The sequence below is a fragment of the Psychrobacillus sp. PGGUH221 genome, assembly GCF_042055255.1.
Lineage (GTDB): Bacteria > Bacillota > Bacilli > Bacillales_A > Planococcaceae > Psychrobacillus.
In genome coordinates this window covers 1-22849 of record NZ_JAQMHQ010000013.1, presented here as the reverse complement: position 1 = coordinate 22849, position 22849 = coordinate 1, and the positions used below count along the sequence as shown (strand labels likewise).

Below are 22849 nucleotides of genomic sequence, written 5' to 3'. Positions count from 1 at the left end.
ATTATGATTTAATTTCCCTTTGATAAAAGTCGTATAAATGGTTAATAGATGAACTGGACAAGATATGACTAGCTCGTTCAATTTTCTCACGTTCCCAATCGAACCAACGCATTTCTTTCAACTTTTCGATTTCTTTGTCTGTAAATCGTTTCTTTATCTCTTTAGCAGGGTTGCCTCCTACTATCGTATATGGTGGGACATCTTTCGAAACAACTGATCCAGCCGCAACAATGGCACCTTCACCTATTGTCACACCGGGCATAATCATTGCATTCATACCAATCCAGGCATCATTTTCGATGATTGTATCCCCTTTTGGTTCGTAAGAAGTTTCAATTTGTTCCACAAAAGGATAGACGGTAATCCATTCAGAACGATGATTGTGATTTCCACCCATTAAAATAATTACACCACTTGCAATGCATACGTAATTTCCTATAATCAACTTATCTAAATGCCAACCATTGTCTTCGATTGGGTTAAATAACTTTCTAGATTTTTCATCTCCCCATAAGTATCTAACGCACCCATCTTCAAAATCATGATTATCGTAATAACCAGAGTAGTAGGAGTATTCTCCTACTACAATCATTGGGTTGGTGACAATATCTTTTAAATACTTAATTTCAGACCAGTGGTTAAATCGATGTTGTTTCATTTTTTTCCCTCGCTTCTAAGTAGTATAAATCATTTTTTTTACTTAGAAGCTTAATGCCGTAGCAACATTCTTAAACCGTTTCAAACGACGAACCATCGTCCTCATCCTTTTCCTATTTAATAGGGAGATTGTAACAAATGAATCATCTGTTCGTCAAACCTTACTGCTCAGTGCGACCATAAAGCGAAATACATTTTTGAAATTGTATTTAAGATAAACAATTTAGTGGCAATTGGATATATCACCATTATCAAGGTAAATATTTAAATAATAAACCCTCTCAAAAATAATAAAGACTTTCCGATTGGTAGAAAGTCCTGACCTCTTGGGTTGGGGTATAGGCGAAATAGAATTAGATAAAAAAGGAATCTATATCATGCCAAAGGTCGTTGCTAGACTGTACGACCATGTTGCGAAGAATACAGAACCTAGACTGGTGTATAGTCAACAGTGCTTCCCAGACTGCTTTCGGTTCAGTGTATAGGCATTATCAACAATTGAATTGAGAATTATACTTCATAGTTCCGTCTCAAAGAAGCAACTACATAATGAATTAATAGAATTACAGACTACTAAAACGGATGCGTTTACTATTACTGCGGGGCATTCATACCAAACTTTGCCCATTCCTCTTTTGACGGACCATAAATGCCTGGAACAGTTAATCCTGCCTGTCGCATAAGAACAGTCATTTGTCCTCGATGGTGGGTTTGATGTTGAATCAAAAACAATAATAGTGAACCATTTGGTATTTGTTGACCTATAAATTCAATTCGTTCTTTCAATGTATGGTCAGTCCATTGAGTTTTTAATGCTTTTACAAATGCATTACTGGATTGGTAATAGTTTTCTGCTATAAATTGAGCCGAAGTAGGAACGGGAAAATCGTTAGTTGGTGCTTCGAACGTTAAGTTTGTATTTGAAGTAATAATATGAATAGCTGTAACGGTATGCCAAGCAATACTTCCTAAATTCCAATTTTGTGAAGTTATTTCCTGTTTAAGTGATTCATCAGTTAGAATATTTAGTAGTTTCTGTGTAGAACTAGCTTCGAACTCCCAAGATTTCAAAAAATGGTCTAAGTTTTGGAACATAAAAATCCTCCTAGTAATTGTAGTTTTATTTCTATGAATCTTAATTCAATTATACTTTCCGCTTGAGCATATTATGTTTATCTTTTTTACAAACAGTTTAACTTTTACAAAACGGTACAACTTTATTTTTCGTGAACAATAATTAAGTAAACTGTTTCTTTTACTGTACACTATGATAAAAATGTGTAATAGAAGAGAAGGTGCTTGTTTAACTAACGGGGCAGTTTAGTTGAGGAAGGAATCGTTATAATCTTTGTTGAAATAGATGTATTAAGAGAATATTTTAATGAAATATTGTTTTAATTAAGGAGAGAACCTATTTGAGTCAGTTATTGTTTATAGAACCACCTGTCTTAGAGAGTGAAAGCATCATACTTAGACCTTTACAACAAGAGAATGCAAGATATTTATTTTCTATTAGCTACCCTGAAGTTTGGACATATATGTTTGGTGAAATTAAATCGGTAACTGAAATGGAAAAACATGTGTCCAAAAAAATTCAACTTCGCAATCAAATGAAGGCATTACCGTTTGTTGTTTTTTTAAAAGAAACAAATGAAATTATTGGAACAACAAGTATTTACGAAATTAACCTAAGTCAGAAGTCATGTGAAATAGGTGCAACTTAGTATGCAAGAAACTTTTTAGGGACTTTTGCCAATTCAGAGTGTAAGTATCTACTACTAAAATATTGTTTTGAGGAATTAAAGATGATAAGAGTACAATTTAAAACAGATGAGAGAAATGTCCGTTCTCAAAAAGCTATCGAACGTTTAGGAGCTATTAAAGAAGGTATCTTAAGAAAAGAAAGAATTCTTGAAAACGGATATATTAGAAATGCAGTAATATACTCAATTACAGATGATGATTGGAGAAAAGTAAAACAAGTGATAATAGAAAAAAGCATGAGAACAACATTGTGAAAGAATGCACTTAAACTAACGGATGCTTTAGTTGAACAAGACCATCATTTTGATGGTCTATTTTTTATCTAATATATTAAGCGAATCTCAGAAATCCATTGTGAAATGTTACACTTAAACAAACGTAGCAGTTTAGTTGAAGAAGAGAATCGGAGTTTTTATGTCGCATTTGAAACAAAATACGTCATGAACAATAAGAAATCCACTTATAATTTAAATGAGTGGAGATAGAGATTGTCTATTAATTATTATGAATTACAAGGTTAGTCTTTCGGATTTATAATAGCTAACATCTGATGATCTTCCCAAGACCCATTAATTTTAACGTTTTTCTTAGCTATTCCTTCTTTATGGAAACCAGCTTTTTCTAATACTCGAATAGAACCTATGTTATCTGGCATCACTCCAGCTTCAATTCGATGTAAGTTTAAAATTTCGAAAGCATAATTAACAACTAAATTGGCAGCTTCGGTAGTATAACCTTTGCCATTATGTTCTTGGTCTAAGGAATAGCCCAAAAGCGCACTTTCACGAGGTCCACGGAGAACTTGAAATAAGCCGATAGTACCTATAAGAATATCATCCTTAATTTTAAAAATTCCGAACCGATATTCTGTTTCTTTTTTTGTATTTTGTTCCCATTTTTCGATTAATTCTTTGTGAGTTTCTAAAGTCCAGTAATTTTCTGGATGAGTTATAGAATAGTTTTCAAAAAAAGCTCGATTTCTCTTTTCTAAACTTAGTAATTCGACAGCATCTGAGAGGATAAGCGGTCGTATATATACATTAAAACTCTTGGACATCTAATCTTCCTTTCTTTATGGATGGAACCTATAAAATTATATCATGCAAGAGGGTAGATTGAGATTTTAGTTAGGAGATTGTACACAGTACGACCATAATGTGTAATAAAATATAAGGTGCTGATTCAACTTTGCGTGTTTTAGTAAAGATCATTGAGCTGAATAGGAAGCTTGTTTTTCTTTTTAATGTCCTGCAAATGAGTTGAATAAATAGGAGTTTTTTAGAAGAGTGTCGAACTAGTTAGTATATGTGGAATTCCGAATGTAGGAAAAATCGGAATGGGGGTGAGATTATTAGCAAAGACATAATGAAGAACATCGTCATTTTATTCCTATTTGCAGTACTGTTGGTTTTACTTCAAACAGAGAATTACACGTTATTGATCGTTTGGGCAACCATTGTACTCTTTATATATTTTATAGTGGAAAAGTCGGGCAAGCTGTTTATTGTGACGACCATACTTTTCGGATTTGGTTTTATCATCTATTTATTCGCCAAGGATTTTGCGGTGCCAGGCGTTGAAACATCGAAAATGGATATCTTTCTCAATCGGCTTTCCTTGGTTTTTATCCTAATTCCATTATTCACTTATTCCTTATACATAAAGGTTCCATTTATAAACTATCTAAAGAGGCCAGATTGGAACGGAATTATTATATTCCCATTCATCTGGACCGGATTCCATCATGTTCAGATAAAAGTTTTCCTTCCAATTGCCTTCCTGATTAACATTGCTGTCATGTTGCCATTCATTATCATGAACGGATGAAATTTTATCATGGAAGTTTTTTGGGTTGCCATTATTTTCTCATTCTCCAATGCAATACTTGAAGAATTGGTATGGCGTGGGGTACTGCTGAGCAGGTTTACAGAGCAGTTAGGTGAGAAATGGGCTGTTATAATCACCAGTTTGGGATTTGTATTGCAGCATTACTCACTTGGTTTTCCATGGCCTGTCTGCATCGGCTTTGCATTTGGTGGATTCTTTTATGCTGTTGTAACTATCAAATCAAATAGCATCCTGCCGGCAATCATCTGGCATATCCTTCTAAATTTCCTTATGGTATTCAGTGGCGTGATTGGAAATTAACGACGAATTGTTTTAGGAGGCTATATTAATATTTAGGAGTTGAATAAATTATGAAGCAAAACAAATATGATGATGTGAATTTCTTTTCTGCATATGAAAAAATGCCACGTTCAGTCAAAGGGCTTGAAGGTGCGGGAGAATGGCACGTATTAAAAGAACTCTTACCAGAACTCCGAAATAAAAGTGTACTTGATTTGGGATGCGGTTTCGGTTGGCATTGCCGTTATGCTCGTGAACAGCAAGCAAGGTCTGTTATTGGAGTAGATATATCTGAAAAAATGCTTCAAAAAGCTCGTGAAATGACGAATGATTCTTTAATTACATATATTAAAATGTCGATTGAAGACATTAATTTTTCAGACTCTCAATTTGATGTTGTCATCAGTTCATTGGCTTTTCACTATATTAAGTCCTTTGAAGCAATCTGTAAAAAGGTCTATGATTGCCTTAAGCCTGGAGGTTCTTTTGTTTTTTCAGTTGAACATCCAATTTTCACTTCTCGGAACGAACAAGATTGGTATTATGATGACAAAGGGAATCGTCTGCATTGGGCAGTTGACAATTACCAATCGGAAGGCTTGCGTGAAACAACATTCCTAACTGAAAACGTTATTAAATATCATCATACATTTTCAACTTATATCAATGACATAATTAATGCTGGTTTTATTGTAAGGACAGTCAAGGAACCAATTCCCTCTGAAGAAATGTTAAAGAGTATTCCTGAAATGAAAGATGAACTCCGTAGACCTATGTTCTTATTAGTCTCAGCAGAAAAGTAATTGTTTATTATACGTCCCTTCGATACGTAGGGTCGTTTTTCTTATTCGACTAACGGGGCAGTTTAGTTGAATAAGAGTAGGAGAGTTTTTATGCTGTATTTGACACAAAAAACGAAATAAAAGAGAATTGAACTCTTATGTTTGCTTCATCGAATAACAATTTTTAATCTAGGTAAAGTAGCATGGTTTTCTTTTGCGAATACTTTCTCTAAATAGATTTCCATTGTTTCTAACAGTTCGTGCCTAATCGATAATTAAGTCGTAATTAACGCAAATAACCTGCTTTACTTAAAACAGCCAAAATCCTTTTACGACAAGGGTCTTAGCCGTTTTTTATTTTCTCCTAAAGTGAAGAAAAGAAGGATTAACGCAAAAAGGTTGAAAATTGAGCGAACCGAAGGAATAACGAGTTGAACTTAAAAAAGGTTTTCAGAAAACTGATGAAATAAATCTGTGCGTTGATTCTTGAAAGGGATTAACGCTCTTTTTGTTGAACTTATTATACTAATGGAGCAGTTTAGTTAAACAAAATTGTTCGGTATGTAGGGTCATACTAAGAAGTCCCCATACTAGTAAAGGAGACAAAATAGGATGGATAACAGTATCGAGTATGCTGAGTTTGAGTGGGTTAAAAAAATGATTATGATTAATTATAAGAACTTGAAAATTAATCATATAATGCAACTTGGCGAGGGATGGATGAGTCGTGCCTATCTAGTCAATCATGAGATAGTATTTCGATTTCCAAAGGAAAAAGATGGAGCTATTGATACAGAAAAAGAAATAAAGGCGTTACCAAGCATAAAAAAACATATTTCTCTAAAAATACCGGAATTTATTTATTGTGGGTAACAAGATAATGGTTATCCCTTTGTCGGTTACAGATTATTGCCAGGAGAGCCTATGGATGAACAACTATTTTGCTCATTACCATCAGAAACAAAAAGCAAAATCGCCCATCAAATCGCCGAGTTTATGAATCAGATCAGTTCATTCTGTGTTGAACAGGCGAAGAATTTAAATATACCTGAAACGAATTTCTATCAATATTACTTAGAGACTTTCAACGAGGTGAAGGAAAAAGTCTTTCCTAAAATCAATCAAGATATGCAAACTTATATTGCTTTTCGATTCGAAACATACCTAGAAGATAAAAACCTTTTCAGATATTCACCTAAGCTTCTTCATGCTGATTTATCGATGGACCATTTATTATTTGATCTAAAGAGGCAAGAAATAACAGGAATCATCGATTTTGGTGACATGAAGATTGGTGACCCTGATTATGAATATTTATATTTGTTGGAAGAGTGTGGAGAAACATTTACTATAAAAGTGATGGAATTGAGAGAGGAAGAAAACGTTCAACATAAGTTCGAAAAGCTCTCTTTTTTCCTGACAGCTGATAACGTGACACTATTATTAGCTGGACTAAAAAGAAATGATAGAGAGATGTTTGAAGAAGCAGTAGATCTCATTCAGGGTGAAATGAATACAAACCACAAAGGACCGTAAATACTCTTCAACCTTTTAGAACAGAGAAAGGGAAAAATGTTTTTCCTTTTATAAAAAGAGCAAATGATTTTTCCAATATCGTTGTATTAGAGGGATTTTCCGAAAGAGTAGTTGAAACCATTTTTAATCTTCTTCAAAAAGTATGAAAAAATATAGAAAAAGACTGGGAATTTGTAAAAAAAGGAAACAAGATAAATTATTGATTATCTATTGGAGCCTTTTTTAAGTAAATTGTTATGGGAAAAAATAAAAAAGTCCTGGTTATATAAACGCTGAAATTAGACATCTTACAATTGGAACACCCCTTAATCGTTAGACTCAACTAACGACGAAGGGGTGTTTTTATGCCCACGCCTCTTTTAAAAGCTTCACGCCTTCTTGAATTTCATCACAGGTAAGATTACTGAATCCAAGTTTAATAATTGTTTCTGCAGGATGGTTTTTTATGAAATAGATCGAGGTAGGATACACTTTAACCCCATAAACGGAAGCACGCTCGATTAACCAATCTTCTGAACGATTTAGATGTACCTTAACTAAAACATACAAACCAGACTGTTCCCCAATAATGGTTATACTTTGTTTGAAGTGTTTTTTTAATTCTGAAACTAAGCACTGCATTTTTCGCTTATACACAAGTCGCATTCGTTTAATATGGCGATTCCATTCTCCTTCTTCCATAAATTTAGCCATTGTAAGCTGACTTAGGAGTGAAGTGGTACTCTCGAAATGAAGAAATTGATTTTTATAACGATTTAATACTAACTGTGGCAACACCATATAACTTAGGCGGATTCCTGGAAGAAAGGACTTTGAGAAATTCCCTAGGTAAATGACTCTCGTTGAATCAATGGATGCAAGTGCTGGAAATGGTTGTTGAGTATAGCGAAATTCACTATCATAATCGTCTTCGATAATAAATCCATTTTTGTTATTAGCCCAATGAATAAGCATTTGTCTTTGCTGGATAGACATACTTACACCTAGTGGACTTTGATGGGAGGGGGTTACATAGATTAACCTTGACCTCAATTTTTCTAATTTTGAAAAATTAGCCCCTGTCTCATAAACTGGTAAAGTCTCAATCGTGAAACGATGAAATCGAAAAGCTTCCATTGCTCCATCATAACCTGGATCCTCTATAATAATGCCAGCAATATCATCCTTCAAGATTTGTCCAAGATGAATTAACATTTGTTGGGTACTACTGCCGATTATAATCGTATTTGAATCTGTTTTCACTCCACGAGATTGGAATAAATAAGCGGCGATTTGCTCACGCAAGCATACTTCCCCAAATGGTTCCCCATATCGAAAGCTCTCTCGTAATGTTAAAACTTGATTTGATATTCTTCTCCAAATTTTCAGGGGAAAATTGGTTTGATCCACGGCCCCTGCTCTGAAATCAATTTCGACACGCGTTACCGTCTCTTTATGCTTTTTATCAGGTGGGATGAAGGTATCTTGAAATAAAACCGGCTCTAATTCATTTACAAAATACCCTTTTCTCCCTTCTCCGCGGATATAGCCTTCCGCTACAAGCTGCTCATATGCCATCAATGTCGTATTGCGACTGACTTGAAGGGACTCTGCAAGTTGTCGAATGGATGGCAATGGGTCATTAGGATGTATGTCGCCACGCTCAATAAAAGACTTAAACTGCTCGTATATTTGCTTGTATTTGGGGGATTCATCATTCAAAACAAAAATAGTATTTTTCATTTACAATCACCTTGACATGTTTATTTGTTTGTAATTGTACCTTTTTAGATGTCAGTTTGTATAGTAGGATACTTATATCGAAAATTTATAAAACCAATAAAGGAGTTGTCAAACATGTTTATTCCTAAATATTTTAAAGTCACGGACATGGATGAAGTCAAAGAGTTTATTCAAGCAAACTCTTTTGGAACCATCGTCACAACAAAACAAGGGAAACCAATTGCCACTCATATACCTTTGGAGTTTAGAAAAAAAGGCGATGAATTTTATATCACTGGACATATGGCATATGGGAATCATCAATGGAGAACATTCGAGACGTGTGAGAACGCACTTGTTATGTACCAGGGACCGGATGCGTATATTTCTTCTTCATGGTATGGTCATGAAAATGTTCCAACATGGAATTATCAAGCCGTCCATGTATATGGCAAACCGGTTATTTTAGAGCAAGAAGAGTTAAAGCAAGACCTGGTTATGTTACTAGAAAAATATGAAAAACATCGGAAAAATCCAATTTTATGGGATAAGCTTTCGCCTCAGCTATTGGAAAGGGAACTTAAAGGTATTGTGGGATTTAAGATTAAAGTACAAGAAGTTCAAGCCGCTTATAAATTAAGCCAGAATCGAAATGAGGAGGATTACGGCAACATCATTGGTCAACTACAGAAGGAGGAAGACCTGAATTCTCATCAATTGGCAGAAGCGATGAAAAAAATAAAAAATAGGGGGAAATGAGAAAAAAACATTATGTATAACCTAAACATTTTCAACTCGTGTGCAAAAGTAAAACAAGGAGATGCATCTTATGGATTTTTCAACTATTTGGCTATTTGTAATTGCTGCTACAGTGTTAATAATACCCGGACCAGCTGTGTTATATATTATGGCAAGAAGTATAGAACAAGGAAAGAAAGCAGGTCTGGTATCAGTTCTTGGTGTATCTCTTGGTGGTTCGGTTCACGTTTTAGCTGGAGCAATTGGAGTTTCTGCGATCCTTATGACATCAGAAACAGCCTTTAGTATAGTGAAATACTTGGGTGCTGCTTATCTTATCTATCTGGGGTGTAAGACTTTATTTTCTAGACCTGATAAAACGACTTCAGAAATTCCAAAAGCCCCTAGCCAAAAATTATTAAAGATTTTTTACCAATCTGCGCTCGTAGAGATAATGAACCCTAAGACAGCACTCTATTTTTTAGCATTCTTTCCGCAATTCATATCACCTTCGGCTGGATCAGTCCCAGTACAATTTTTGCTTTTAGGAGCTATATTTCTTCTCTTGGCTTTTATTTGTGATGGTCTGTATGCAGTTCTTGCAGCAAGTATTAGAAAGCGGATTTTAGGTAGTAAAGTGAGTTCAAAGTTACAGAGTCGGATAACTAGTTATCTGTATATTGTTCTAGGAGTAATCTGCGCCTTTGCGAGCCCCTCCAAAATATAAGAGTGTTATGATTAAATGTATCAAATTGCTACACCATAAATAGCGATTATACCAAGAAAATGAGTAAAATAAAATGGAGTGATATTTTTATGCCTAAATTTATCATTGAAGAAGGTTTTTGGACGTTATTCCCTCATGCAAAAATAGGAACCGTTATTTGCCAGGGGATTGATAATTCAATAAGGGACGTAGAAATTTTCGAAATGCTGCTGTTGGAGGCAGAGAAAGAAGCACATAAATTTCTTAGTCAGGAGGAATTCAGTAGTAATCCAGTCATATCCGTTTGGCGAGAAGCTTTTCAAAAATTTAAGACAAAGAAAGGGGCAAGGTGTTCCATTGAAGCCTTATTAAAAAGAGTGAAGAATGACAATCATATAGGAACAATAAACCCGCTTGTTGACATCTATAATTCAATTTCATTGTGTTATGGGTTTCCATGTGGTGGAGAAGATATCGATACTTTTGTAGGCGATATTAGACTAGCACAGGCAAATGGTAATGAACCGTTTACCCCATTGGGAAATGATGAAAATGCTTCTCCTTATGAAGGTGAAATTATTTATAAAGATGATGACGGTGCAATATGCAGATGCTGGAATTGGCGTGAAGCTCAGAGAACGATGTTAACAGAAAATACTAAAAATGCATTCCTCTGTATTGAATCAATAGATGAAACAAGAAACGATGAGTTTCATATGGCGCTTAACGGTTTGGCTGATTTGGTTTCACATTATCTTGGTGGTAACGTGAAGATTGAGGTATTAGATATTAATAATAGGGAAATTACAGTTTGTGAAGATTTTAACTTAAACTAACGGGTACTTTACTTGAACAAGTAGCTGCCTGTAAGGGTAGCTTTTTCTTATTGAACTAACGGGGCAGATAAGTTTAATAAGGATTATAATATTGGTTATATGTTTGAAAAGGAGATTTTTAAACGGGATATTACGAAAAAAAAGTTGCTTGGTGTCCAATTTGCTCACAAGGATTGCTTGCTTGAAATTGTTAAAAAGAGAACTGAATCAAAAAATTCAGTTCTCTTTTTTCAATTGAATGCTCAATTATTCATTCTATTAATATATAAAGCTATTAACAAAGTAAAAAATCCTAAAAACAATGAAATTGGAACTAATGTATGATTTTACAATACAATTGAACTGATTCCAAAGATTATACCTAATACACCTAAAACAAATAATAAAAAAATGCTTATCTTTTTAAGTGCCATCATACCGCCTCATTTCTTTTATTTGAAAAGAACGTCATGCGATTCATAGTTGGAAACCAGAGATATTTGTTGAGTTTATATAATAAAGGAATTTATATAAAAGACAACTGAACTTTTATATACATTCTTTTTTAGTGAATGAAATATAAAGATCATGATTGAACTTCAACAGGATATCTTTTTCCCTCATAATTAACAAATAATTTGAAATCTCGTACTTTATTTAAAGTTTCAAGCTCTTCTTGTGAATGCTCTCTGAAGATAGTTTCGAATGAAACAATATACAAATATCCATCACTTAAAGTTTTTGCAAACCTAAGAGGTTAGATAAGAGGTTCGACTGGTACTAAAGATTCTTTCAAAGGGGAATTGGGTTCAATTTCAAACAGATAAGATAAATAACTTTCAGCAGGGATTTTTTCTTTTGAGAATAATAATATTTCAAACCTCACTGATTTAAGGGGCTTTGTAGATGCAGTATCGTTAAGATCGAGTATTTTACTATCAATAGCGTTTATTTTAAAAGGTATTTGATAATTTTCTTTGTTGTCTGATGCACTTACTAGGTTGCTATCATTAGTCCCAGTATTGCTGTCATTCTTAATATTTTCTTCCGAACAACCACATAATAGAAATACGCTCATAAATGCAAGTAGACCATATCCTTTAATCATTTTGTTCCTCCCATTAGAAAACGACTTACTTATTTAATATCATATTATAATGGCAATAACACCGTTCGGGTAGTCTGAATGGTGTTATAAAAAAACTAAATTTAATATTAAATATTAATTAAGAAAGTCTTTACTATAAGTAATTGCCTTTGGTTTTTTAACCCCATTAGTAGTAACTAACCCAGCAACAAGACCATCGTTTCGATGGTCTATTTTTATGTCTAGATCATCAAGTAGATTTCGACGATCCAGTGTGAAATGCTACACTTAACTAACGTAACAGAATAGTTGAAGAAGGAAATTATGGTTAATAAGGAGAATTAATAACAATCTAATTTTCTACTCTCTAAAATAAGGAGCGCTTAAGATAAGTAAAATTAAATTATTCCTAAAACAAGATTCGAATATTTTGAGGAATTTCTTAGTGGGGATCATTTGCTTACCTATCGGTATCTACAAGGTTTTTTTTCAAACCACCCACCGAATAAATTCCTTTATATTAGGTTCCCTGATGATTGTAGGTGCTCTTTTCATGCTTTATTGGGCTTTATTAGAGTATAAAAAACGAACTTGATAAATCATCATTTTTGGTTTTAACGATTAAAAATATTTGGTGTTTAATGCTGTTACTCGTCTATAAGAAAAAAAAGGTATCTATTCTCTTATTAAACTAACGCAGCAGGTTAATTGAAGATTAGATAGAATGTCATTGTAGATTTCCTACTATTTCGAGCAAAGGGTAGGTTGAAATATGAATATTATTTATGGAGTAGTAATTATTATTATACTCTTTGCAATACTTTTACTCATGAAGGCATAGGCAACGAGGACTAAAAACATATATTTGTCATTTATATATCTTAGTTTAGGAGTTAATGTAACTGCTCTTCCATTTTCTTTATTTATAGGCGGAATGGCAATAGACACCCCTGACAGTGATAATATTGATTTTTTTAGATGTTTTTTACTTGTTCAACCAATACCATTTATTATGCTCTTTATAAGCATATTGAAAATATTTATGAATGAGCAAACATTAAAAGTAAAGTAGTGTGTTCATAGCACAAGATTTTATACGTTTTACGCAATAGAAGAGTCTACTTGTTCAACTAACGATAGAAGAAAAATTCTGATGATAAAATTAGTGGAGGAGTTTATCAGTGACGAAAAATTCTTCAAAATATATATTTATTATTTTATTTATTTATTTATTTATTTTCTTAATTTGAAGGGAGATATTTGTACTATTTGCAACTTCTTGAAGGTTAGTTTGTGAAGAATTGTACTTAAACTAACGGGTGTTTAGTTAAAAAAGCCATCATTAGGTATTGTTTTTTTTTGTAGAATAGTTAAATAAAATAATACTGAAATAGATGTATTCGAGGGGGTGTAAGTATGAATAAATTTAGTTTGTTAATCTTATGTTTATTTTTTCTTTTATTAACAGCATGTAATAATGAAGAACCTTTAATAGAAATTGAAGTAAAAGTTTCTTCAATCAGTGGTGATGAATACAGTAAAGTTGGTGCCACTAAAGATTTAATTGAACCAAAACAAGAAGATTTTAAGGTACTTGAATATACATTTAATATGAAACACACAGATGCTGTGACCAATCGAAAAATTGAGAGTTTTGAAGATTGGAGAAAAACGCTAAATAGCATAGATGAAATTGACCGTTATTGGTATGGAAGTGCTTCATCACAAGATAACGCATCTGAAAACTTTGCGGAATATCAATATAAACTTGTTTATTACGCAAAAGGATTATCTGAAGAGGATATTAAGAAAGCGTTTAGTGATGCAAAGCTTACAGTTTCGTGGACTGACAATAATAATGAACAAGAAGAAAAACAATACAAAATAGCGGATTTAATAGAGTTTAATAACGATTAAGAAGGTCTTATTCTACTAATGGGTGCTTTAGCTGAAGAACACGAGTTGCTTTAGACAGCTCATTTTTTAATATTGAACTAACGCAGCAGTTTAGTATAACTAGCAGGTATTATTAAAGGGAGGTCGAATAAGATAATTTAATGATTTATTCAAGTAAATGTTAAGTGTTTAAAAGAGAAAGAGGTGTTGAACGTGAAAAAAGTAAAAGAAAAAAATGAATTTTTGGAATGGGCAAAAGCAATAGGAATTGCTATTTTATTTGCATGTGGTATTCGATTTTTCCTATTTACACCTATTGTAGTTGACGGTGCTTCTATGATGCCCACATTTGAGAATGGTGACAGAGTAGTAGTGGATAAAATCGGACCAAAATTGATGGAATATGAAAGATTTGATGTGATTGTATTTGAAGCAAAAGAAGATACTAATTATATCAAACGTATTATTGGTATTCCTGGTGACCGCATCGCTTATGAAAACGATGAACTTTTTATTAACGGTGAAAGGTACGAAGAACCATACTTAGAGGAATATAAAAAAGCTTTGATAGACAATGGTACACTTACAGGAGATTTTACATTAGACGAATTTTTAGGTGAATTAACTGTGCCAGATGGATACTTTTTTGTACTAGGAGATAATCGTCGTAACAGCACAGATAGCAGAGACCCTAGTGTTGGATTTGTTTCGAAGGATAAAATATTGGGTACCGCAAAAATTGTATTTTTACCTCTAGATAATCTAAAGATAATAAAATAATAAAGTGAATTGTAAATGAAATAAGTTAATTGATGTTCCTGTTCAACTAACGTGTATTTTACTTGAAGAGATCTTTGAGCTGCTTAGACAGCTCTTTTTTCTTGTACAACTAAAGGGACAGGTTAGTAAAAAAATTAATTTTTAATAGAAATAAAAATCTCAAGAAAAGATAGTTTAAAAAAGACTGTGTGATACTTGAAAATTTCTATAATTGTTGTAATGGATAAGAATAGGGTAATAGGTAAGGAGAATGACATTCCTTGGAGAATTCCGAATGATTGGGAGTATGTTAAAAACATCACAAAAGGATTTCCAATAATATTAGGTAGAAAAACTTTGAATCAATCGGAAGTGCTTTACGTTCCAATTCTGGAAACAAGTGGCTTTTATATTAACTCAATTGATTAGAAGTAGAAGATGAATATTTTAAGACTACAATTACATTAAATTCTGGGGACGAGATAACATGAGTCTCATAAACAATAAAACCGGAGTATTCTTGTTAAGCTAACGGGTACTTTAGTCGAAGAACTACAGAACATGGGTTGCTTATGCAAATCACTTCGAACGGGGCAATTTACTTAAAAAGTAAATAGTTTAAAGGGAGGTAAAGATGAGTTTACAAAAATGTGATTCTTGTAATACCAATTTTAAATGGAAAGTGATTTACTTGTCATTGATAAAAGGTTATAAACCTATTCAATGCAGTAAATGTAGTACCGAACATAAAATAACTTTTACCTCCAGATTAATAGTAGTGGGTCTAACTATTTTACCAATGTTAATATTCGCCTATTTTTTGTCGCCATTCAATGATTTTACAACAATAATGATCAGTATCATCATGGCTATTATAGGTTCTTTGTTTACTCCATTTTTAGTAAAATATGAGTGAACTTAAATAAAAATGTAAAATCAATAAGAAAGTATTATAAAAAGCTTCTATATAGAGTGTCAGAAATCAGTAATTGGAGTAGTGATATGAGGAAGAGTCTATGGATAGTAATTAGTTTAGTTCTTATGGTAGTCATCACATGGTGGATGAGTAAACCAAGCAATGAAACTACCGTTGTTTATCACTTACCTGAAGGTTTCAAAGGATGTATTAACATTTATTTCAATCAACCTAATGAGAAAGAACTGGAAATTATAGATGATACCTTACTATTTAAAGTACCTGAACACTGAAATATTCTAACTTCATCACCTTCAAAGTTTATTTTTGATTTAGGGTGGTACAAAGAAAAAGCTTTTTATGTAGACAAAGATGGAAAACCAGTCAGTGAAATAAATATTACTATAAATTTTCCTGTCGGAGGACATACTTCGAACGGTAATCCGTTGTCAGAAAGGATGACGAGAACGTTCGACCCAAATAAAGAACTGTTACTAACGTAGCCTTCTTATTCAACTACCAGCTGCTTTAGTTGAACAAACGCAGCAGGTTGATTCCATGCAAATGAGAAATAGCTAATTGAACTAACAAGGCAGGATAGTAGGGAAAAGACTCTGATAAACAGTTTCTAAATGTCAGCTATATTTCTATTATTCTTTTTAAATTTAATAAGGAAGTGACGGCAAATGTCCTCAAATGGCACGGTTCAAGATCACTCAACCAAACAGAAGGTATGGATTATTTTATCTTTAGCTATTCCAGCAATAATCGAAAATGTATTGCAGACTGTGGTTGGTTTCGTGGATACACTTTTTGTTGCTCGGTTAGGTTTGAATGAAGTTACAGCTGTTGGTATTGCAAACACTATTATAGCGGTTTATATAGCTATCTTCATGGCAATTGGTGTAGGGACTTCTTCTCTCATCGCACGAAGTGTCGGTTCTGGAGATTTTGGAAAGGCTAAGTCAATTGCAAAACAATCTACATGGATTTCAATAATCAGCGGAATCTTATTTGGAATAATTTCTTACTTTTTTGCAGAACCACTTCTAAAGATTATGGGTGCAGACCCGCAAGTACTAAAAGATGGTATAACTTATTTCCGTATTGTAGCTGTACCTTCTGTTTTCATTTCACTCATGTTTATCTTCGGAAGCATTCTTAGGGCTGCCGGGGATACGAAAACTCCTATGAAAGTAAGTGTTTGGATTAACGTCATCCATATTGGTTTAGATTATGTCTTAATATTTGGCATTTTAAATTTCTCTGGCTTGGGTGTGGCAGGGGCAGCGATCGCAACAGTTATAGTACGGGTATTAGGGACAATTGCCTTATATCGTTCCATAAGAAAGTCAAAACTCAGTTTCTCTCTTTTTGAGTATACATTCAAAGATACTCAATATATATATCCAATTTTAAATTTATCTACTCCTGCTGCTGCTGAACGACTTATTATGCGGTTAGGACAGGTGCTATACTTTGGACTCATCGTTCGAATCGGTACTGAAACGTATGCTGCTCATTCAATAGCAGGTAATATAGAAATGTTTTCATATATGCCTGGTTATGGTCTGGCAATAGCGGCAACGACTTTAGTTGGGCAGAGTATTGGGGCAAATCGTCATAAGGAAGCTTACCAGTTTGGTTTATTAACAACGTGGATCGGAATCATAATAATGTCTATTGGAGGGTTATTTTTATTCTTCCTATCTCCATGGTTGGCCACATGGTTCACGAATGATAAGGTAGCTATTGATATGGTTATAACAGCACTTAGAATAGATGCTTTTGCACAACCTGCTTTAGCAGTAGGTTTAATATTAGCTGGTGCATTACAGGGGATGGGAGACACAAAAAGTCCGATGTATAGTACTGCGATTGGAATGTGGTTTATCCGTGTGTTAGGAGTATATATTTTAGGAATCCAACTTGAAATGGGAATAGCAGGGGTCTGGTTATCTATAGCCATTGACTTGTTAGTTCGGGCTATATTCTTGTTTTTTAGATTTAAAAACTTTTTCACAAAGGAAAAATGGAACAAACAACTTTTATGATGTTCATTCTAGAGATCAAGTTAATTAATTTCTTCTTCAACTAACGGGAGCTTTAGTTGAAGTAGGAACAATAAAATATCAAGCATTTTTATGAAACTGAATACTAAATCACAACGAAAGAATCCATTTTGAACAATCTTTTTTCAAAATGGATTCTTATATTTATGGTTATATAAGGGTTAAAGAGGACCTTTAAAACTTAGTTATTTTCAATATATGTCTTTAAATCTCTTCTAATAGGCTTAATGGTTCGTGGTGGGTACTGGGAGCAATTATGGGAGAGACAATAGGATGGTTAATCATTATCGTAATTCCATATATCCCTAAATTTTGTTTTAAATTTCGATTCAATTAAATCTAGGAAAGAGATTTATCTGGTATTAAGTCGAATTTTATAGTTATGAATCATGGAACAATTTCAAAAACAGTACCTTGGTTAGAATCAGTCACATTCATAGAGCCATAAACCCCTAAATATAGTTTAGTTTGATCCAGATTCGTTCCTAAGCTAACATAATAAGCTGATTGAGACCCAAAATTATAATCGGTTTGAATAACACTAAAATCATTTGGTTTACCATCTGTTCTTACCCTAGTATAAGCTAAAACCCCACTAACCGGTGGTTGAGATCCTTCATCCCGGGCAAAATCGGTAAACAGAACGCTGCCCGTTAAATCGGGGATTCCATTTCCCAAATAGGCCTGCACTCCTGTAAGTGCAGTTCCGCCAAACTTATCGGGTCGGGGATCTTTATGAAAATAACTAGTTAAAGGCTGAAGACGCCTGAATGAATTTTTTACTGTATCATTGTAATAAGCAATTGTTTTCTCTTCCAAAGTCGGATTTGCAGAGCAGCCCCTTATAATCGAAGTAGGAAAAGTACCTTCCCATCCTCTCCAGCCAAAGTTAATAAATCCTTCTTTTTCAGTTTCAGATTTCATTAAAAAAGCTTGAATAAGTTGAGTAACCGGTATTGGTTTATAATGAACGAATGAAAATATCGACTCTACTAAATCCTGGCCGACATTTCCCACATATTTGATATACTGATTAAGAAACCTTTGAAATGAAATACCAGGTATATTACGAACCCCTTTGGCAATTACCGTTAGTGTTTCCTGAATAGGTGCGGGAAGTTCATTAAAACGTGTGACTACGGGTGGATTACCGATAAATGTATTCTTAGCTACATCAATTTCAATTATTTTACCGGCGATTTCCATATCATCCTGACTTAAATTAAATGGATCATAGCCTGATCCACCATCTCCGGTTGTTAAAACAAGTTTTCCTGTTTCAGGTGAAAAGTTTAAGCTATTGACACCATTATGATTAAAAAATGGTCTTCTTAAGTTAAGTAATGCCCGCCGTTTTTGAGGTTGATCATTCGATTGTAAAATCCATTCCTCAACTGTATCAATATGATCAAATTTAGTTTCTCTATTAATCCACTTTAGGTTTAAGGTTCTGGGGTCACACGGATTAGGCTGAAAAAATTCAGGAAGACCATCTTGGCCTCGTCCTGCAGCTTCTGAAGGAAGAGCACTTGAACCTTGTGTACCAGCTACAGAATAATGAAGATAAAACAGACCGTTATAATGAAATTCAGGATGAAACGCTAGCCCTATCAATCCTCGTTCATCATATCCACCACCAGAAACACCTAGTTTTATGATTCGCTGGCGAATATCTAAAAAAGTCCTTATAACTCCGTTTCCAATGTAAAAGATCTCTCCTACCTGGGTTGCAATAAATAATCTTTCAATTGAGTCACCCGGAAGTATTGCTGTTTTTAAAACAGTGGGCAAATTTATTTTACTTACCATGGGTAGTAAACTAACCTTTACATTTAACAATTAACTTAATGCTCCTTTTTATAGTTTTTTTATAAGAATATGATTAGAACTGTTCTACTAGTATTAAATTAAGCCCCGGGAAATTTCGGGAATATACTTAATAATATAAACATATATAGAACAATCTCTTCTTTGTCTTCAGTCATTAAATAGTATGGATTTCGTCTTAACTAAAACCTGAATCCAATATGGAGGAACTGAGTACGTGTATTTAATTGAAATGACTGCTGTTTACTCTGAATTACCACTCGAAATATGATTATTTTTCTATTCTTTTTTAGTGATATTAGTAGTTATAAGTGATGTAATGATGGCTATTGCATATATAAATGCGATTTGTGTGAAGTTTCTTTTGTACCGAAAAGGATAAAGCTTATGTGTTGTAAGAAGAGAAGGGGGAACTCATGAATTGTTTAGCGTTTTATCAGATGAATCATACAAGCTCCACCATTATTTTAAAACGTTTTCTTATTCTAAAAAGCTCGTATTAGCCGCCATTTTTTCAGCACTTGCAGCTATCCTGCAGTCAACCGGAAACTTTCTCCCAGGGTTTGGTTATTTAATCAGTCCTTTTGCAACTCTCCCTATCTTGATTTGTACTATTATATCTATTCCCTTTGGGCTTCAAAGTTACGTTTTAACGTTTTTTTTACTGACTCTGATTCAACCTAGCGAATCTTTTGTTTTCCTGTTTACTACAGGGATAGTAGGTTTGGGAATTGGAATAGCTCTTCTTATTTTAAAAATACGAATTTACATCATAGTTTTTACGTCTGTATTATTAATGAGTGGAATTTGTTTTCTTCTATATATAGTCCATTTCCCTGTTTTAGGACCAATCGCCAGTACATCTCTTTCATTAAAGGTTATGGGGTTTATTTACATTTTTTCTTTTGCATATAGCTGGGTTTGGGTTGAATTAATCAGGTTTATCTTTAAGAAATGGTATAAATTGATGGGGGAAAATAGGTAAGAAAATTGGGCGCATTGTTATGATAAGAAATGCGCTCTATCTTTGTAAGGTTCATATAGTTTGCTAAGATGTTAGTCACAAAAGGATTTCTTGTTAAAAGTATACTCATATTAAGATGCTTTTCACTATTCAGTTAACGGGAGCGATTGTTTAACAAGCGTCTCTTTTCCTATTAAACTAACGGGTGCTTTAGTTAAAGAAGACCATCATTTCGATGGTCTATTTTTACGTCCAAAGCATGGATGGCTATCGTGGCAGCATTCCTGTTTGAAAGATTTTCAGGGACTTTAAAGAAAAAGAGTCTTCTAGTATGTTGCTGATTTTATTGATTCCAATAATCTGCGTTATAGGGTTTTGAGGATAAAAATATTATAAAGACAACTATAAAAATAGAGGAATGGACTTTTCCGAACTTGTTCCTATCATTATGCTGATTATCTCTTAATTGTTTTAAACTCCTCTAAGGAGAGGGAAGGAGATCTTTTTCTATTTTTAAATAAGTGCATGTGTTTGTAAACAATATTCCGGGAACCGAAAATAGGAGTGGAATTCTAAAAAGAATGAAGCTTAAAGGTGAAATGTGTCTAGAAAACTAAAGAAAGGGTAAAGAATACATAGCTGAAGCAAACAGGAGGTAATTTTTAATGAAGAATCATGTTGTTGGCGTATACGAAAATGAACAACAAGCGGCTGAAGTTGTTGAAGACTTAAAAGAGAAAGGCTATACAACTGAGGAAATTTCAGTTATTGCTAAAAATACAAAGAACTATCTGAAATCACACAGGAAGTAAAACCCTCCACTAAGGATGGAGCCATTGCTGGAGCTGTAACTGGAGGAGCAATTGGTATAGCGGGCGTGATAGCAGGGTTATCCACTGTATTGATTCCCGGATTTGGCGCAGTTTTGGTTGCAGGTCCTATTATTACAACAATTGGAGGAGCAGTCGTAGGGGCCAGCTCTGGTGCTGGCGGATTAAAGCATGCTCTTATGGAAATTGGAGTCCCAGATGATGAAGCTGAACGCTATTCTAATGACGCTCAGGATGGTAAAATCCTGGTATTTCTTCATCCCAAAGAGTGAGGGCGTATTGGATGGTCCGATGTTTGCATAAATAACACGCAGTGATTTTAGCAAATAGTCGCTAAATCACTTGATGTAATAGTTTTCCTCGGGAATTGACTAATGATGGAGTACAATGGATAGCTTGTGATATTCCGGTTCTTAAGATGTGTGTTCGATTCCTGCCGATGGCATACGAAAATTAGTGAGTTTCTATGTTTGTATGAATTTTGTACAAACATAGGAACTTTTTTTGTTTGGGTGCTTTAGCAACAAATAATATTAAGAAGGTGATTAGAAAAATGTCATAAAATATGTTGAGAATAGATGAAGTTTATGGAGAAATGCTTTTTGAAACTTTGAGAGAGGAGAATGCAATTTATACTAATTTCAATGTGTTGGAAAAATTAATTCAATAAGTGAAGGACGAAGCCCTTGTATATTCCAACAAATTAGAGATGAATATTCGAAGGGTTCATCATTATCTTGAGGGTCATGGATTGGAAGTTAGAGTTGAGGAAATTAGTAATAACATCAATCCTGATTATTAATTACTGTAGATTTACAAAAAAAGTGTGAGTATTATTATGTTACTCTTACTAAAAAGATTGTGAAAAAATGTACTTACACTAACGGGTGCTTTAGTGAAAGATTATGGGGTTACTTAGACAGCCATTTTTTCTTATTGAACTAATGAACGAAGCAGGTTTATTCAATATTAGTTGAAGAATAATGAGATAATGAATTGAATTTAATTGTGGAGATGATCTAGTGTTTAAATATAACGTATGTTTTTTGAAAAGTAATGACCGAATCTTAATGCTGAATCGTGAAAAGCCACCGATTATGGGTGTGTGGAACGGGGTTGGAGGTAAATATGAAGCAGGAGAAACAGCTGATGAGGGTGCAATACGTGAAGTATTTGAGGAAACAGGCATCAAAGTAACCGAATATTACTCAAAAGGTTTAATTACATGGGATAAAAATGACGGGGGAAAAGATGGGTTACATGTGTACTTATTTGAAGTAGATGAGACATTAGGGAATGAATCCATACAAAAAACAAGAGAAGGGATTCTCGATTGGAAACAAATAGATTGGATAATTAACCCTAATAACTTAGGGATTGCTAAAATGGTATTACAGTACTTGCCTGTACTATTAGAAAAAGAGAATGATTATTTATTCGAGTACAAAGACGGTATAGTTAAGCTTATAGTTTAAGTAGTATTAAATTGAAATTTATTGCCATTGTCCGTAAAAGATATATATTGTTTAACAACCGGGTGCTTTATGGATCTACGTCAAGATTCTGGACACAAAAAGATTAAGTTTTTTCTGCACAACCACCATTCATGGAGTGTTCCACATTCCCAAGTAGATCGTCAAAGTGAAAAGAGCCTTTGACAATCTACTTGGGA

21 protein-coding genes and 4 pseudogenes are annotated in these 22849 nt (G+C 33.7%); 19 read left to right on the top strand and 6 right to left on the bottom strand.

The window, feature by feature from the left end:
• Position 1: 1 nt before the first annotated feature.
• Positions 2-658 carry a CatB-related O-acetyltransferase gene (locus PGC35_RS19930; protein ID WP_375220402.1) on the bottom strand — a complete coding sequence of 219 codons (657 nt, stop codon included), beginning with the start codon at positions 656-658 and terminating at the stop codon, positions 2-4.
• A 593-nt stretch (positions 659-1251) separates the two neighbouring features.
• The gene (locus tag PGC35_RS19925) at positions 1252-1752 is read right to left on the bottom strand and encodes a DinB family protein (RefSeq protein ID WP_375220401.1); all 501 of its coding nucleotides are present in this window, start codon (positions 1750-1752) and stop codon (positions 1252-1254) included.
• Between the two features lie 320 nt (positions 1753-2072).
• On the opposite strand from PGC35_RS19925, the pseudogene PGC35_RS19920 reads away from it, so the two are divergent.
• A pseudogene (locus PGC35_RS19920) lies at positions 2073-2675 on the top strand (GNAT family N-acetyltransferase).
• A 263-nt stretch (positions 2676-2938) separates the two neighbouring features.
• Here PGC35_RS19920 and PGC35_RS19915 read toward each other — a convergent pair.
• Positions 2939-3478: a GNAT family N-acetyltransferase gene (locus PGC35_RS19915; RefSeq protein ID WP_375220400.1), complete on the bottom strand. Its 540-nt coding sequence runs from the start codon at positions 3476-3478 to the stop codon at positions 2939-2941.
• 779 nt (positions 3479-4257) lie between these two features.
• Between PGC35_RS19915 and PGC35_RS19910 the strand changes: the two genes are divergently transcribed.
• The 5 genes and pseudogenes from PGC35_RS19910 to PGC35_RS19890 form a co-directional block, all read left to right on the top strand.
• On the top strand, positions 4258-4569 hold the full coding sequence (locus tag PGC35_RS19910) for a CPBP family intramembrane glutamic endopeptidase (protein WP_375220399.1): 312 nt from the start codon (positions 4258-4260) through the stop codon (positions 4567-4569).
• Between the two features lie 50 nt (positions 4570-4619).
• Positions 4620-5351 carry a class I SAM-dependent methyltransferase gene (locus tag PGC35_RS19905; RefSeq protein ID WP_375220398.1) on the top strand — a complete coding sequence of 244 codons (732 nt, stop codon included), beginning with the start codon at positions 4620-4622 and terminating at the stop codon, positions 5349-5351.
• A gap of 591 nt (positions 5352-5942) precedes the next feature.
• The gene (locus PGC35_RS19900) at positions 5943-6203 is read left to right on the top strand and encodes a protein kinase family protein (protein ID WP_375220397.1); all 261 of its coding nucleotides are present in this window, start codon (positions 5943-5945) and stop codon (positions 6201-6203) included.
• Positions 6204-6218: 15 nt separating this feature from the next.
• Positions 6219-6866: pseudogene (locus PGC35_RS19895) on the top strand (aminoglycoside phosphotransferase family protein); the annotation flags it as partial.
• 14 nt (positions 6867-6880) lie between these two features.
• Positions 6881-7012: pseudogene (locus PGC35_RS19890) on the top strand (MarR family transcriptional regulator); the annotation flags it as partial.
• Between the two features lie 196 nt (positions 7013-7208).
• Here the strand turns inward: PGC35_RS19890 and pdxR are convergent.
• On the bottom strand, positions 7209-8588 hold the full coding sequence (gene pdxR, locus PGC35_RS19885; protein ID WP_375220396.1) for a MocR-like pyridoxine biosynthesis transcription factor PdxR: 1380 nt from the start codon (positions 8586-8588) through the stop codon (positions 7209-7211).
• A gap of 114 nt (positions 8589-8702) precedes the next feature.
• Here pdxR and PGC35_RS19880 point away from each other — a divergent pair, with 114 nt between their 5' ends.
• The 3 genes from PGC35_RS19880 to PGC35_RS19870 all read left to right on the top strand — a co-directional run bounded on the left by PGC35_RS19880 (position 8703) and on the right by PGC35_RS19870 (position 10847).
• Positions 8703-9326: an FMN-binding negative transcriptional regulator gene (locus PGC35_RS19880; RefSeq protein ID WP_375220395.1), complete on the top strand. Its 624-nt coding sequence runs from the start codon at positions 8703-8705 to the stop codon at positions 9324-9326.
• Positions 9327-9396: 70 nt separating this feature from the next.
• On the top strand, positions 9397-10032 hold the full coding sequence (locus PGC35_RS19875) for a LysE family translocator (RefSeq protein WP_375220394.1): 636 nt from the start codon (positions 9397-9399) through the stop codon (positions 10030-10032).
• An 89-nt stretch (positions 10033-10121) separates the two neighbouring features.
• Positions 10122-10847: a B3/B4 domain-containing protein gene (locus PGC35_RS19870; RefSeq protein WP_375220393.1), complete on the top strand. Its 726-nt coding sequence runs from the start codon at positions 10122-10124 to the stop codon at positions 10845-10847.
• A gap of 736 nt (positions 10848-11583) precedes the next feature.
• On the opposite strand, the gene PGC35_RS19865 is transcribed toward PGC35_RS19870, so the two are convergent.
• A complete protein-coding gene (locus PGC35_RS19865) occupies positions 11584-11934 on the bottom strand; it encodes a hypothetical protein (RefSeq protein ID WP_375220392.1) in 351 nt (116 codons plus the stop codon).
• A gap of 1395 nt (positions 11935-13329) precedes the next feature.
• Between PGC35_RS19865 and PGC35_RS19860 the strand changes: the two genes are divergently transcribed.
• From PGC35_RS19860 to PGC35_RS19835, 6 genes and pseudogenes are all read left to right on the top strand, one after another.
• Positions 13330-13830: a fructose-bisphosphate aldolase gene (locus tag PGC35_RS19860; protein ID WP_375220391.1), complete on the top strand. Its 501-nt coding sequence runs from the start codon at positions 13330-13332 to the stop codon at positions 13828-13830.
• A gap of 192 nt (positions 13831-14022) precedes the next feature.
• Positions 14023-14589, top strand: a complete 567-nt coding sequence (lepB, locus tag PGC35_RS19855) for a signal peptidase I (RefSeq protein WP_375220390.1) — start codon at positions 14023-14025, stop codon at positions 14587-14589.
• 195 nt (positions 14590-14784) lie between these two features.
• A pseudogene (locus PGC35_RS19850) lies at positions 14785-14928 on the top strand (dihydrofolate reductase); the annotation flags it as partial.
• A 274-nt stretch (positions 14929-15202) separates the two neighbouring features.
• Positions 15203-15484: a TIGR04104 family putative zinc finger protein gene (locus PGC35_RS19845; RefSeq protein ID WP_375220389.1), complete on the top strand. Its 282-nt coding sequence runs from the start codon at positions 15203-15205 to the stop codon at positions 15482-15484.
• 86 nt (positions 15485-15570) lie between these two features.
• Positions 15571-15777: a hypothetical protein gene (locus PGC35_RS19840; protein ID WP_375220388.1), complete on the top strand. Its 207-nt coding sequence runs from the start codon at positions 15571-15573 to the stop codon at positions 15775-15777.
• 393 nt (positions 15778-16170) lie between these two features.
• Entirely contained in the window at positions 16171-17538 is a 1368-nt protein-coding gene (locus PGC35_RS19835) for an MATE family efflux transporter (protein ID WP_375220387.1), read from the top strand.
• Between the two features lie 405 nt (positions 17539-17943).
• Here PGC35_RS19835 and PGC35_RS19830 read toward each other — a convergent pair whose 3' ends face one another.
• A complete protein-coding gene (locus tag PGC35_RS19830; RefSeq protein WP_375220386.1) occupies positions 17944-19395 on the bottom strand; it encodes a PQQ-dependent sugar dehydrogenase in 1452 nt (483 codons plus the stop codon).
• A gap of 409 nt (positions 19396-19804) precedes the next feature.
• On the opposite strand from PGC35_RS19830, the gene PGC35_RS19825 reads away from it, so the two are divergent.
• From PGC35_RS19825 to PGC35_RS19810, 4 genes are all read left to right on the top strand, one after another.
• Positions 19805-20368 (top strand): hypothetical protein, encoded by a 564-nt coding sequence (locus PGC35_RS19825; protein WP_375220385.1) that lies wholly within the window; start codon positions 19805-19807, stop codon positions 20366-20368.
• A 644-nt stretch (positions 20369-21012) separates the two neighbouring features.
• A complete protein-coding gene (locus PGC35_RS19820) occupies positions 21013-21159 on the top strand; it encodes a general stress protein (protein WP_375220384.1) in 147 nt (48 codons plus the stop codon).
• A 65-nt stretch (positions 21160-21224) separates the two neighbouring features.
• Positions 21225-21449 (top strand): hypothetical protein, encoded by a 225-nt coding sequence (locus PGC35_RS19815; protein ID WP_375220383.1) that lies wholly within the window; start codon positions 21225-21227, stop codon positions 21447-21449.
• Positions 21450-22199: 750 nt separating this feature from the next.
• On the top strand, positions 22200-22652 hold the full coding sequence (locus PGC35_RS19810) for an NUDIX hydrolase (protein WP_375220382.1): 453 nt from the start codon (positions 22200-22202) through the stop codon (positions 22650-22652).
• The last annotated feature ends 197 nt before the right edge of the window (positions 22653-22849 follow it).